Origin of the sequence: Mycobacterium sp. 1274756.6 (genome assembly GCF_001668625.1) — a bacterium.
GTDB lineage: Bacteria > Actinomycetota > Actinomycetes > Mycobacteriales > Mycobacteriaceae > Mycobacterium.
This window is the reverse complement of the sequence record NZ_LZLJ01000001.1, coordinates 22,211-34,905: the sequence shown is the minus strand read 5'-3', so window position 1 is coordinate 34,905 and position 12,695 is coordinate 22,211. Positions and strand designations below refer to the sequence as shown.

Sequence of the window (12,695 nt, the reverse complement as noted above, 5' to 3'; positions counted from 1 at the left end):
AGCCATGGCTGCGTCAGCGCCGGCCAGGCCGGACACCACCGAGCAGCGCCGCGACGACCCGGTCGACGCGCCGACCAGTCCCTGGGTGACCATCGTGTGGGACGACCCGGTCAACCTGATGAACTACGTGACCTACGTCTTCCAGAAGATCTTCGGCTACAGCGAACCGCACGCCACCAAGCTGATGCTGCAGGTGCACCACGAGGGCAAGGCGGTGGTGTCGGCGGGCAGCCGGGAGGAGATGGAGGTCGACGTGACCAAGCTGCACGCCGCCGGCCTGTGGGCCACCCTGCAGCAGGACCGCTGAGCGGCGTGCGCACCTGGAAGCGGGTCGACACTGCCGCGGGTCCGCGGTTCCGCTCGGCGGTGGACAACCGCGAGGCCGCGGTGCTGGCGAACCTGGTGGGTTCGTTGGTGGAGATGCTCGACGAGCGGGAGGCCGCCGCGCCGCGCGACGAGCTCGAGGAGATCACCGGGATGCGGACCGGCCACTCCGCCGCGCCCGACGACGCGACCCTGGGCCGGCTGCTGCCCGACTTCCATCGCGGGGAGCCCGAGGGCGATCCGCAGCACACCGCGGACGGCACGGACGAGACCGACGACCCGGAGACGGCGGGCCTCAACGCGGCGCTGCGCAGCCTGCACGAACCGCAGATCATCGACGCGAAACGTGAAGCGGCGCAGCGGGTGCTGGCGACGCTGCCGCTTCAGGGCGGCCGCTTCGAGCTCTCCGAGGACGACGCCAACGCCTGGATCGCCGCGATCAACGACCTGCGGCTGGCGCTGGGCACCATGCTCGGGGTCGGCCCGCACGGTCCCGAGCGGTTGCCCGCCGACCATCCGATGGCCGGGCACCTCGACGTCTACCAGTGGCTGACCTGGATGCAGGAGTACCTGGTGCTGGCGCTGATGGGGCAGCGGTGAGCGCGATCACCGACGTCGCCGGCATCCGGGTGGGTCATTTCCAGCGCCTCGACGCCGACGCCGCCCCCGGGCGCGGCTGGGCGTGCGGCACCACCGTCGTCCTCGCCCCGCCCGGCACCGTCGGGGCGGTCGACTGCCGCGGCGGGGCGCCGGGCACCCGCGAAACCGACCTGCTGGACCCCGCCAACAGCGTGCGCTTCGTCGACGCGGTGGTGCTCAGCGGCGGCAGCGCCTACGGGCTGGCCGCCGCCGACGGGGTGATGACCTGGCTCGAAGAGCACGACCGCGGCCTGCGCCTCGACGGCGGGTTGGTGCCGATCGTGCCGGCGGCGGTCATCTTCGACCTGCCGGTGGGGGACTGGGGGCGCCGCCCGACCGCGGAGTTCGGCTACGCCGCCGCCGCGGCGGCCACCGCGACCTGCCCGTCCGGCACCGTCGGCGCCGGAGTCGGGGCGCGCGCCGGGGTGCTCAAGGGCGGGGTGGGCACCGCGGCCACGACCGTTGCGATCGGCGAGGTCGAGGTCACCGTCGGCGCGGTGGTGGTGGTCAACTGCGCCGGCAGCGTCGCCGACCCGGCCACCGGCCTGCCGTGGGCGGCGGATCTGACCGCCGAGTTCGGGCTGACGCCGCCGCCGGCCGAGCAGGTCGGCGCGTTCGCCGCGCTGGAGCCCAAATTCGGGTCGCTGAACACCACGATCGCGGTGGTCGCCACCGACGCCGCGCTCAGCCCGGCGGGCTGCCGCCGGGTCGCGATCGCCGCCCAGGACGGTCTGGCGCACACCATCCGACCGGCCCACACCCCGCTCGACGGCGATACGGTGTTCACGTTGGCGACCGGCGCGGTGACCGTGCCGTCGGCGCCGGACACCCCCGACGGGCTGTCCCCGGAGACCGGGGCGGCCGCGGTGGTGGGGGCCGCCGCCGCCGACACCCTGGCCCGCGCGGTGCTGGCCGGGGTGCTCGCCGCCGAACCGGTCGCCGGAATACCCACCTACCGGGACGTGTTGCCCGGGGCGTTGCGCTGAGACCGAGGAGTGTTGTCGTGCTGGTGATTCGGGCCGATCTGGTCGACGCGATGGTCCGCCACGCCCGCGCCGACCACCCCGACGAGGCGTGCGGGGTGCTGGCCGGGCCGGAGGGCTCCGACCGGCCGCAGCGGCACATCGCGATGCTCAACGCCGAGCGGTCGCCGACCTTCTACCGGTTCGACTCCCAGGAGCAGCTGCGGGTGTGGCGGGCGATGGAGGACGCGGGGGAGGAGCCGGTGGTCATCTACCACTCGCACACCGCCACCGAGGCCTACCCCAGCCGCACCGACGTCGCGCTGGCCGCCGAACCCGAGGCGCACTACGTGCTGATCTCCACCCGCGACCCCGAGCACCACGAGCTGCGCAGCTACCGCATCCGTGACGGGGTGGTGACCGAGGAACCGGTCGAAGTCGTGCAGCAGTATTAGCCTGGCAAGTTCCGAACCCCGACCAGAGAGGCCCCGATGAGCGTCACCGTGTCGATTCCCACCATCCTGCGCCCGCACACCGGCGGTGAGAAGCGTGTCTCGGCCAGCGGCGCCACCCTGCAGGCGGTCATCGACGACCTGGAGGCCAACTACGCCGGCATCGCCGACCGCCTGGTCGACCCGGAGCGGCCGGGCAAGCTGCACCGGTTCGTCAACATCTACGTCAACGACGAGGACGTGCGGTTCTCCGGGGGCCTGGACACCGAGATCTCCGACGGCGACTCGGTCACGATCCTGCCCGCGGTGGCGGGCGGGAGCGCATGACCCGCCACGAGTCGCTGCTGGAGGCGCTGGGCAACACGCCGCTGGTCGGGCTGCCGCGGCTCTCCCCGCGCTGGGACGACGGACCCGACGGCCCGCACGTGCGGTTGTGGGCGAAGCTGGAGGACCGCAACCCGACCGGTTCGATCAAGGACCGCCCCGCGCTGCGGATGATCGAGGAGGCCGAGGCCGACGGGCTGCTGTCGCCGGGCGCGACGATTCTGGAGCCCACCAGCGGCAACACCGGCATCTCGCTGGCGATGGCGGCCCGGCTCAAGGGCTACCGGCTGATCTGCGTGATGCCGGAGAACACCTCGATCGAACGGCGCCAGCTGCTCGAGCTCTACGGCGCGGAGATCATCTACTCCCCGGCCGAGGGCGGGTCGAACACCGCGGTGGCCACCGCCCGGCGGCTGGCCGGCGAGCACCCCGACTGGGTGATGCTCTACCAGTACGGCAACCCGGCCAACACCGCCTCGCACTACGAGGGCACCGGCCCCGAGCTGCTCGCCGACCTGCCCGAGATCACCCATTTCGTGGCCGGGCTGGGCACCACCGGCACGCTGATGGGCACCGGCCGGTTCCTGCGCGAGCAGGTGCCCGGCGTGGCGATCGTGGCCGCCGAGCCCCGCTACGGCGAGGGCGTCTACGCGCTGCGCAACATCGACGAGGGGTTCGTGCCCGAACTGTATGACCCGGAGGTGCTCACCACCCGGTTCTCGGTCGGCAGCGTCGACGCGGTGCGCCGCACCCGCAAGCTCATCGAGGCCGAGGGCATCTTCGCCGGCATCTCCACCGGCGCGGTGCTGCACGCGGCGCTGGGACTGGGCGCCAAGGCACTGAAGGCCGGGCAGCGGGCCGACATCGCGTTCGTCGTCGCCGACGCCGGCTGGAAATACCTGTCGACCGGCGCCTACAGCGGCAGCATCGACGACGCCGAGGAGGCCCTGGAAGGCCAGCTGTGGGCGTAACCGGGCGCCCGGCGGCCACCCCGCGGCCGGGCGGGGCCCGCCCGGCCTGGCAGGTCGGCGGGGCCACCGTGCTGTGCTTCGTGGCCACGCTCTACCTCATCGAGCTGGTCGACCAGCTGCTCGGGCACCGGCTGGACCGCTACGGCATCCGCCCGCTGCAGACCGACGGGCTGCTGGGCATCCTGGTCGCGCCGCTGCTGCACGCCAGCTGGACGCACCTGATCGCCAACACCGGCCCGCTGCTGGTGCTGGGGTTTCTGCTGGCGCTGCGCGGCCGCGCCCGGTTCTGGTGGGCGACCGCGATCATCTGGCTGGCCGGCGGGCTGGGCACCTGGCTGATCGGGGATCTGGGCGGCTGCCGGTTCGCCGGCATCCACATCGGCGCGTCCGGCCTGATCTTCGGCTGGCTGGCGTTCCTCATCGTGTACGGCTGGCTGGTGCGCCGGGCCGCGGACATCGTCACCGGGTTGGTGGTGCTGTTCGCCTACGGCGGGGTGCTGCTGGGCGCGCTGCCCGAGCTGACCAGCTGCAGCGGGGTGTCCTGGCAGAGCCACCTGTGCGGGGCCGTCGCCGGGGTGCTGGCGGCGGTGGTGCTGTCCCGGCGGCCGACGTGAAGCCGGACGCGCTGGCCCCGATCGGGGTGTTCGACTCCGGGGTCGGCGGGCTGACCGTGGCCCGCGCGATCATCGACCAGTTGCCCGACGAGGACATCATCTACGTCGGCGACACCGGCAACGGCCCGTACGGCCCGCTGAGCATCCCGGCGATCCGCGGCCACGCCCTGGCCATCGGCGACGACCTGGTCGACCGCGGGGTGAAGGCGCTGGTGATCGCCTGCAACTCGGCGTCGTCGGCGTGCCTGCGCGACGCCCGGGAGCGCTACCCGGTGCCGGTGGTCGAGGTGATCCTGCCCGCGGTGCGCCGGGCGGTCGCGGCCACCCGCAACGGGCGCATCGGGGTGATCGGCACGAGCGCGACCATCACCAGCCACGCCTACCAGGACGCCTTCGCCGCCGCCCGCGACGTGCAGATCACCGCGGCGGCCTGTCCGCGCTTCGTCGACTTCGTCGAGCGCGGCGTCACCAGCGGCCGGCAGGTGCTGGGGCTGGCGGAGGGCTACCTGGAGCCGCTGCAGCGCGCCGGGGTCGACACCCTGGTGTTGGGCTGCACCCACTACCCGCTGCTGTCGGGGTTGATCCAGCTGGTGATGGGCGAGCAGGTGACGCTGGTCTCCAGCGCCGAGGAGACCGCCAAGGAGTTGCTACGGGTGCTCACCGAGGCCGACCTGCTGCGCCCGCACCCGGCGGAGCCGGCGGCCCGTCCGCCGCTGCGGCGGTTCGAGGCGACCGGCGACCCGGCGGCGTTCACCGCGCTGGCGGCCCGCTTTCTGGGCCCGGTGATCTCCGCGGTGGAACCGGCCCCGGGCCACGGCCGAGGGTAGAACCGGGCAAACCGGCGCGTCTCGGCGATCGCTTGGCCATCATCGCCTCGAACGTGGCACAGTAGTGTCCGTGCAACTCACCGTGCTCGGCTGTTCCGGCAGTGTCGTCGGTCCGGAATCGCCGGCATCGGGGTATCTGCTGCGGGCTCCCGACACCCCGCCCCTGGTCATTGATTTCGGCGGCGGCGTGCTCGGCGCGCTGCAACGCTATGTCGATCCCGGCTCGGTGGACGTGTTGCTCTCACACCTGCACGCCGACCACTGCCTGGACCTGCCGGGACTGTTCGTGTGGCGGCGGTTCCACCCGGCGGCGCCGGTGGGTCGGGCGGTGATGTACGGGCCCAGCGACACCGCGCTGCGGCTGGGGGCGGCGTCGTCGCCGTACGGCGGGGAGGTCGACGACTTCTCCGACATCTTCGACGTGCGGGTGTGGGGCGACGGCGAGCCGGTGACGATCGGCTCGCTGACCGTGCTGCCGATGGCGGTGTGCCACCCCACCGACTCGTTCGGGCTGCGGTTCACCGACCCGGCGGGCACCTCGCTGGTCTACAGCGGCGACACCGGCATCTGCGACTCGGTGGTCGAGCTGGCCCGCGACGCCGACGTGTTCCTGTGCGAGGCGTCGTGGACGCACAGCCCCGACCGGCCCCGCAACCTGCACCTGTCGGGCACCGAGGCCGGCCAGATCGCCAAGGCGGCCGGGGTCGGGGAACTGCTGTTGACCCACATCCCGCCGTGGACGGCGCGCGAGGACGTCATCAACGAGGCCAAGGCCGAGTTCGACGGGCCGGTGCATGCGGTGTCCTGCGACGAGACCATCCAGATCGGTGCGCCCGCCACCGGTTAGGGTTGGCGGGTGTCCACACGCGAAGACGGCCGCCTCGACGACGAGCTGCGCCCGGTCCGGATCACCCGCGGCTTCACCGGCCACCCGGCCGGGTCGGTGCTGATCGAGTTCGGCCAGACCCGGGTGATGTGCACCGCCAGCGTCACCGAGGGGGTGCCGCGCTGGCGCAAGGGCTCGGGGCTGGGCTGGCTCACCGCCGAGTACGCCATGCTGCCCGCGGCCACCCACACCCGCAGCGACCGGGAGTCGGTGAAGGGCCGCGTCGGCGGCCGCACCCAGGAGATCAGCCGGCTGGTGGGCCGCTCGCTGCGGGCCTGCATCGACCTGGCCGCGCTGGGGGAGAACACCATCGCGGTGGACTGCGACGTGCTGCAGGCCGACGGCGGCACCCGCACCGCGGCGATCACCGGCGCCTATGTCGCCCTGGCCGACGCCGTCACCTACCTGTCGGCGGCGGGCAAGCTGTCCGATCCGCGGCCGCTGTCCTGCGCGATCGCCGCGGTCAGCGTCGGGGTGGTCGACGGCCGAGTGCGCCTGGACCTGCCGTATGAGGAGGACGTCCGCGCCGAGGTGGACATGAACGTCGTCGCCACCGACACCGGCACCCTGGTCGAGATCCAGGGCACCGGGGAGGGGGCGACGTTCCCGCGGTCCACGCTGGACAAGATGCTCGACTCCGCGCTGGCCGGCTGCGAGACCCTATTCCGGGTGCAGCGCGAGGCGCTGGAGCGGCCCTACCCCGGGGAGCTGCCCGAGGGGCCGGAGCCGAAGAAAGCGTTCGGCAGCTGACCCGGCTGCTGGTGGCCAGCCGCAACCCCAAGAAGCTGGCCGAGCTGCGCCGGGTGCTCGACGGCGCCGGGCTGCGCGGCATCGAGGTGGTCGGGCTCGACGAGGTGGCCCCGTTTCCCGAGACCCCCGAGACCGCGCCGACCTTCGAGGAGAACGCGCTGGTCAAGGCTCGCGACGGCTACGCCGCGACCGGGCTGCCCTGTGTCGCCGACGATTCCGGGCTGGCGGTGGCGGCGCTGGGCGGGATGCCCGGGGTGTTGTCGGCGCGCTGGTCGGGCCGGCACGGCGCCGACGCGGCCAACACCGCGCTGCTGCTCGCCCAGCTGTCCGACGTGCCCGACGCGCGTCGCGGCGCCGCGTTCGTCTCGGCCTGCGCGCTGGTCGGGCCGGCCGGGGAGACCGTGGTGCGCGGGGAGTGGGCCGGGTCGATCGCCCGCGAGCCGCGCGGCGACGGCGGCTTCGGCTACGACCCGGTGTTCGTGCCGGCGGGTTCGGCGCTGACCGCCGCGCAGTTGAGCCCGGCGGAGAAGGACGCGGCCTCGCACCGCGGCCGGGCGCTGGCGCGGCTGCTGCCGGCGCTGCGCGAACTGGCCTGACCGGCGGGCGGCTAGAGCCCGAAGCGGGCCTTGACCGTCTTGGTCTGGAAGTGCTCGACGATGATGCCCAGCAGCGGGATCGTGCCCGAGACCAGGATGCCGAGGGTCTTGACCACCGGCCAGCGCACCTTGGTCGCCAGGTTCAGCGTGGACAGCAGGTAGACGAAGTACACCCAGCCGTGCACGACGCCGATCCAGGTCGGCGGGTTCTCGACCTGCACGATGTACTTGAGCACCATCTCGTAGCAGAGCGCGATCAGCCACAGACCGGTGGCCCAGGCCAGCACCCGGTAGCCGAGCAGGGCGGTGCGGATCTTCTCCACGGGCGCGGCGCCGGCGGGTGGGGCCAGGTCGGGGGTGGTCATGCGCGGGTCCTGTTCTCGTTGTCGGGGTCGGTGCGGTTGAGTTCGGCCAGGTAGGCGTTGTACTCGGCCAGGGCGGGATCGTCGGCGGGGGCGGACGCGGCGGCGGGGCGCGGCGGCAGCAGGCCCTCGGGGACCTCGGTGACGCCGCGGTCGGCGGGCAGCTCCGGCGGCTCCTCCTCGTAGCGGACGAATTTGCGGTAGGCGTAGACGCAGAACCCGGCGAACAGCGGCCACTGCAGGGCGTAGCCGAGGTTCTGGAAGCTGCCCGACGCCGACTCGAACCGGGTCCACTGCCACCAGCCCAGCGCCAGGCAGCCGGTGGCGGCGAGGATGACCAGCAGCACCAGCGCCGGTCTTCTACGCCGTGTAGTGGACATACCCAAACCGTACCGCGTGGGGGTATCCGGCCCGCGTGCGCGGCGGGCCGGGCCGGTTCGCCAGGCGGTAGGATTCCAAGCTTCGCGGGCGTGATGGAATTGGCAGACATGCCGGCTTTAGGTGCCGGTGCTCGTTGAGCGTGAGGGTTCGAGTCCCTCCGCCCGCACCGCGGCGACCGCCACCCCGTCGAGTAAGGTAACCCTTAGCTAAACCGACGACCAGACGGGTGGTGCACAGTGGCCGGAGTTCAGCGCTGATGGCGCGCGGCCTGCAGGGCATGGTGCTGCGCGGCTTCGGGGCCCGCGACCACCACGCCACGGTCGTCGAAACCGCATGGCAGACCCCGCATTTCGTGCGGGTGCGGATGGTCTCGCCGACCCTGTTCGACGACGCCGCCCCCGAGCCGGCGGCCTGGCTGCGGTTCTGGTTCCCCGACCCGGACGGGTCGGCCACCGAGTTCCAGCGCGCCTACACCCTGACCGAGGCCGACCCGGCCACCGGCGAGTTCGCCGTGGACATGCTGGTGCACGAGCCGGCCGGGCCGGCGTCGCGCTGGGCGCGCACCGCCGCGCCCGGCGACACCATCGCGGTGATGTCGATGATGGGCTCGACGCGGTTCGTGGTCCCCGACGAACAGCCCGCCGGCTACCTGCTGATCGGGGACGCGGCCTCCATTCCCGGGATCAACGGCATCATCGCCACCGTCCCCGACGACGTCCCCGTCGAGCTCTACCTGGAGCAGCACGACGACAACGACCCGCTGATCCCGCTGGCCGAGCATCCGCGGCTGCGCACCCACTGGGTGGCCCGCCGCGGCCCCGCCACGCTGGCCGAGGCGCTCGAGACCCGGGATTGGTCGAACTGGTACGCCTGGGCCACCGCGGAAGCCGGCAGCCTCAAACATGTCCGGGCCCGGCTGCGCGACGCGTTCGGGTTCCCCAAATCCGAGGTGCACGCCCACGCCTACTGGAGCGCGGGACGCGCCATGGGCACGTTGCGCTCGACCACCGCCGAACCCGCCCCCGAACCCACCCCGGCAACCGCCGACGCGCCCGAGGCGCCCACCGTCACCCCCGAGACCCCCGCCGCCGGGGCCGCGCCGGCCCCGGTGCCGGGCACCTGGAAGGCGCAGGCGGCCGGGCGGCTGCTGCGCCCGCTGCGGACGCCCATCGCGATCGCCGGGGTGCTGCAGGCGGTGATCACCCTCACCGAACTGGCCCCGTTCGTGCTGCTGGTGGAGTTGGCCCGGCGGCTGCTGGCCGGCGACCCGCCGGAGCGGCTGTGGCCGGTCGGGGTCGCGGCGGTGGCGCTGCTGGGCGGCGGCGCGCTGCTGGGGGCCGCGCTGACGCTGTGGCTGCACGTCGTCGACGCCCGCTTCGCCCGGGATGTGCGAAAGCGGCTGCTGGGCAAGCTCGCCCGGGTGCCGCTGGGCTGGTTCACCGCCCGCGGGTCGGGTTCGATCAAGCAACTGGTCAACGACGACACCCTGGCGTTGCACTACCTGGTCACCCACGCCATCCCGGACGCGGTCGCCGCGGTGGTCGCCCCGGTGGCGGTGCTGGGCTACCTGTTCGTCGTCGACTGGCGGCTGGGGCTGCTGCTGCTGGCGCCGGTGCTGGTCTACCTGGTGTTGATGTCGGTGATGTCGGTGCAGTCCAGCTCCCGCATCACCCAGGCGCAGCGCTGGTCGGAGACGATGAACACCGAAGCCGGCGCCTACCTGGCCGCCCAGCCGGTGATCCGGGTGTTCGGCGGCGCCGCCGCCTCCACGTTCCGGGCCCGCCTCGGCGAGTACCTGGAGTTCCTGGTCGGCTGGCAGCGGCCGCTGACCGGCAAGAAGACGCTGATGGACCTGGCGACCCGGCCGTCGACCTTCCTGTGGCTGATCGTCACCGCGGGCACCCTGCTGGTGGTCACCGACCGGATGGACCCGCTCACCGTGCTGCCGTTCCTGGTGCTGGGCACCACGTTCGGCACCCGGCTGCTGGGCATCGGCTACGGCCTCGGCGGGATCAGCGCCGGCCTGCTGGCGGCCCGCCGGCTGCAGACCGCCTTCGACGAGCCCGAACTCGACGTCACCCCCGCCGACGGCGTCTCCGCCGGCGGCGCCGCCCCCGACGCGGCGGTCGAGTTCGACGCGGTGAGCTTCGGCTACCGGCCCGGGGTGCCGGTGCTGCACGACGTGACCCTGCGGTTGGCGCCCGGCACGGTGACCGCCCTGGTCGGGCCGTCGGGCTCGGGCAAGTCGACGCTGGCGGCGCTGCTGGCCCGGTTCCACGACGTCGACGCCGGGGCGATCCGGGTGGGCGGGCGCGACATCCGCACCCGCAGCGCCGACGAGCTCTACCGCGAGGTCGGGTTCGTGCTGCAGGACACCCAGCTGGTGCGCGGCAGCGTCTTCGACAACATCGCACTGGCGGTGCCCGACGCCCCCGCCGAGGCGGTCCACGCCGCCGCCCGCGACGCCCAGATCCACGACCGGATCCTGGCCCTGCCCGACGGCTATGCCACCGTGCTCGACGCCGACAGCACCCTGTCCGGTGGGGAACGCCAGCGGCTCACCATCGCCCGCGCCCTGCTCGCCGACACCCCGGTGCTCATCCTCGACGAGGCCACCGCCTTCGCCGACCCCGAATCGGAGTACCTGGTGCAGCAGGCCCTGACCCGGCTCACCGAGAACCGCACCGTGCTGGTGATCGCCCACCGGCTGCACACCATCACCGGGGCCGACCAGATCGTGGTGCTCGACCACGGTCGCATCGTCGAACGCGGCACCCACGACGAACTGGTCGTCGCCGAGGGCCGCTACCAGCGGCTGTGGCGCAGCGGGCAGGCCGGCCGGCTCGCGGAGGCGGCCCGATGATCGCGACGCTGCGGGTGCTGATCCCCGCCGACCAGCGCCGCCGCTTCGCCGGCTACCTGGCGCTGACCGCGCTGTCGGTGGTGGTGCGCGCCGGCGGGGTGGTGCTGCTGGTTCCGCTGCTGGGCGCCCTGTTCTCCGACACCCCCGCCCGCGCCCTGGGCTGGCTGGGCTGGCTCACCGCCGCGACCGTGGCCGGCTGGGTGATCGACGCCGCGGCCGGCCGGCTCGGGTTCGCCCTCGGGTTCGCGGTGCTGGACCGGGCCCAGCACAAGGTCGCCGACCGGCTGGCCGCCGTCCGGCTGGACTGGTTCACCGCCGACACCACCGCGACGGCCCGGCAGGCCATCGCCGCCACCGGCCCGGAGTTGCTGGGGCTGCTGGTCTACCTCGCGGCGCCGCTGGCGACCGCGGCGCTGCTGCCCGCCGCGATCGCGGTGGCGCTGCTGCCGATCTCGGTGCCGCTGGCGCTGGCCGCGCTGGCCGGGGTGCCGCTGCTGCTGGGTGCGCTGGCCGCCTCGGTGCGGCTGGCCCGCACCGCCGACGCCGCCGCCGACACCGCCAACGCGGAACTGACCGAGCGGATCATCGAGTTCGCCCGCACCCAGCCGGCGCTGCGCGCGGCGCGGCGCGCCGAACCGGCCCGCAGCCTGGTGGGGCGGGCGGTGGCCACCCAACACGGCGCGCTGATGCGGCTGCTGCGCATGCAGATCCCGGGCCAGCTGCTGTTCAGCCTGGTCAACCAGCTGGCGCTGATCATCCTGGCCGGCACCGCCGCCGCGCTGACCGTCACCGGCGCGCTCGGGGTGGCCGAGGCGGTCGCGCTGATCGTGGTGATCGTGCGCTACCTGGAGCCGTTCACCACGATCGCCGAGCTGGGGCCGGCGCTGGGCTCCACCCGCGCCACCCTCGAGCGCATCGAGGCGGTGCTCACCGCGCCCGCCACCGCGGCGGGCACCGGCACGCTGCCCGCGGCCGGCACCGCCCCGGCGGTGGTGTTCGACGACGTCACCTTCGGCTACCCGGGCGCCCCCGCCCCGGTGCTCGACGGGATCAGCTTCCGGCTGGCGCCGGGCACCACCACCGCGATCGTCGGGCCGTCCGGGTCGGGCAAGAGCACCGTGCTGGCGTTGATCGCCGGGCTGCACCAGCCCGGCGCGGGCCGGGTGCTGCTCGACGCGGTGGACACCGCCGCACTGGACCTGGACAGCCGGCGCGCCGCGACCAGCGTGGTGTTCCAGCACCCGTACCTGTTCGACGGCTCGATCGCGGCGAACGTGCGCGCCGGCGACCCCACCGCCGAGGAAACCGACTACCAGCGCGCGCTGCGGCTGGCGCGGGTCGACGAGATCACCGCCCGGCTGCCCGACGGCGCGGACTCGACGGTCGGGGAGGGCGGTACCGCACTGTCCGGCGGGGAGCGTCAGCGGGTCTCGATCGCGCGCGCCCTGCTCAAACCGGCGCCGGTGCTGCTGGTCGACGAGGCGACCAGCGCGCTGGACACCGAGAACGAGGCCGCCGTGGTCGCCGCGCTCACCGCCGATCCCCGCCCGCGCACCCGGGTGGTGGTGGCCCACCGGCTGGCCAGCATCCGCCAGGCCGACCGGGTGCTGTTCCTGCAGGACGGCCGCATCGTCGAGGACGGCGCCCCGGCCGAACTGCTCGCCGCCGGGGGCCGGTTCGCCCGGTTCTGGCAGGAGCAGCACGACGCGGCGAGCTGGCAGATCGCCGCCGGTTAGCGCGGCGG

Annotated in this window: 15 protein-coding genes and 1 tRNA gene; 14 read left to right on the top strand and 2 right to left on the bottom strand. The window is 73.8% G+C overall.

Annotated elements, in window-relative coordinates; all coding sequences use genetic code 11:
* Window positions 1-4 precede the first annotated feature (4 nt).
* The 11 genes from clpS to A5643_RS00130 all read left to right on the top strand — a co-directional run bounded on the left by clpS (window position 5) and on the right by A5643_RS00130 (window position 7,345).
* Window positions 5-307, top strand: coding sequence for an ATP-dependent Clp protease adapter ClpS (gene clpS / locus A5643_RS00180; RefSeq protein ID WP_066851003.1), 303 nt, complete (start codon window positions 5-7; stop codon window positions 305-307).
* Between the two features lie 5 nt (window positions 308-312).
* Entirely contained in the window at window positions 313-924 is a 612-nt protein-coding gene (aosR, locus tag A5643_RS00175; RefSeq protein ID WP_066851002.1) for an oxidative stress transcriptional regulator AosR, read from the top strand.
* Entirely contained in the window at window positions 921-1,949 is a 1,029-nt protein-coding gene (locus A5643_RS00170) for a P1 family peptidase (protein ID WP_066851001.1), read from the top strand. The genes aosR and A5643_RS00170 overlap by 4 nt, the downstream gene beginning before the upstream one ends.
* 17 nt (window positions 1,950-1,966) lie before the next feature.
* The gene (locus A5643_RS00165) at window positions 1,967-2,380 is read left to right on the top strand and encodes a M67 family metallopeptidase (protein ID WP_066851000.1); all 414 of its coding nucleotides are present in this window, start codon (window positions 1,967-1,969) and stop codon (window positions 2,378-2,380) included.
* Window positions 2,381-2,416: 36 nt separating this feature from the next.
* The gene (locus A5643_RS00160; RefSeq protein WP_066850999.1) at window positions 2,417-2,704 is read left to right on the top strand and encodes a MoaD/ThiS family protein; all 288 of its coding nucleotides are present in this window, start codon (window positions 2,417-2,419) and stop codon (window positions 2,702-2,704) included.
* Window positions 2,701-3,672 carry a cysteine synthase gene (locus A5643_RS00155; RefSeq protein ID WP_066850998.1) on the top strand — a complete coding sequence of 324 codons (972 nt, stop codon included), beginning with the start codon at window positions 2,701-2,703 and terminating at the stop codon, window positions 3,670-3,672. The genes A5643_RS00160 and A5643_RS00155 overlap by 4 nt, the downstream gene beginning before the upstream one ends.
* Window positions 3,663-4,286 (top strand): rhomboid family intramembrane serine protease, encoded by a 624-nt coding sequence (locus A5643_RS00150; RefSeq protein ID WP_066850997.1) that lies wholly within the window; start codon window positions 3,663-3,665, stop codon window positions 4,284-4,286. The genes A5643_RS00155 and A5643_RS00150 overlap by 10 nt, the downstream gene beginning before the upstream one ends.
* On the top strand, window positions 4,283-5,113 hold the full coding sequence (gene murI, locus A5643_RS00145) for a glutamate racemase (RefSeq protein WP_066850996.1): 831 nt from the start codon (window positions 4,283-4,285) through the stop codon (window positions 5,111-5,113). Before A5643_RS00150 ends, murI begins: the two co-directional genes overlap by 4 nt.
* A 64-nt stretch (window positions 5,114-5,177) precedes the next feature.
* Window positions 5,178-5,960, top strand: a complete 783-nt coding sequence (locus A5643_RS00140) for a cyclic nucleotide-degrading phosphodiesterase (protein WP_066850995.1) — start codon at window positions 5,178-5,180, stop codon at window positions 5,958-5,960.
* A gap of 9 nt (window positions 5,961-5,969) precedes the next feature.
* On the top strand, window positions 5,970-6,749 hold the full coding sequence (rph, locus tag A5643_RS00135) for a ribonuclease PH (protein WP_066850994.1): 780 nt from the start codon (window positions 5,970-5,972) through the stop codon (window positions 6,747-6,749).
* Window positions 6,746-7,345, top strand: coding sequence for a non-canonical purine NTP pyrophosphatase (locus A5643_RS00130; RefSeq protein WP_066850993.1), 600 nt, complete (start codon window positions 6,746-6,748; stop codon window positions 7,343-7,345). The genes rph and A5643_RS00130 overlap by 4 nt, the downstream gene beginning before the upstream one ends.
* Before the next feature lie 11 nt (window positions 7,346-7,356).
* On the opposite strand, the gene A5643_RS00125 is transcribed toward A5643_RS00130, so the two are convergent.
* Entirely contained in the window at window positions 7,357-7,710 is a 354-nt protein-coding gene (locus A5643_RS00125; protein WP_066850992.1) for a DUF3817 domain-containing protein, read from the bottom strand.
* Window positions 7,707-8,087 carry a hypothetical protein gene (locus A5643_RS00120; protein WP_066850991.1) on the bottom strand — a complete coding sequence of 127 codons (381 nt, stop codon included), beginning with the start codon at window positions 8,085-8,087 and terminating at the stop codon, window positions 7,707-7,709. Before A5643_RS00120 ends, A5643_RS00125 begins: the two co-directional genes overlap by 4 nt.
* A gap of 84 nt (window positions 8,088-8,171) precedes the next feature.
* On the opposite strand from A5643_RS00120, the gene A5643_RS00115 reads away from it, so the two are divergent.
* The 3 genes from A5643_RS00115 to A5643_RS00105 all read left to right on the top strand — a co-directional run bounded on the left by A5643_RS00115 (window position 8,172) and on the right by A5643_RS00105 (window position 12,687).
* Window positions 8,172-8,254 (top strand) — tRNA-Leu (locus A5643_RS00115).
* Between the two features lie 90 nt (window positions 8,255-8,344).
* Entirely contained in the window at window positions 8,345-10,951 is a 2,607-nt protein-coding gene (locus A5643_RS00110) for an ABC transporter ATP-binding protein/permease (protein WP_066850990.1), read from the top strand.
* Window positions 10,948-12,687: an ABC transporter ATP-binding protein gene (locus A5643_RS00105; protein ID WP_066851021.1), complete on the top strand. Its 1,740-nt coding sequence runs from the start codon at window positions 10,948-10,950 to the stop codon at window positions 12,685-12,687. The genes A5643_RS00110 and A5643_RS00105 overlap by 4 nt, the downstream gene beginning before the upstream one ends.
* Window positions 12,688-12,695: the final 8 nt, after the last annotated feature.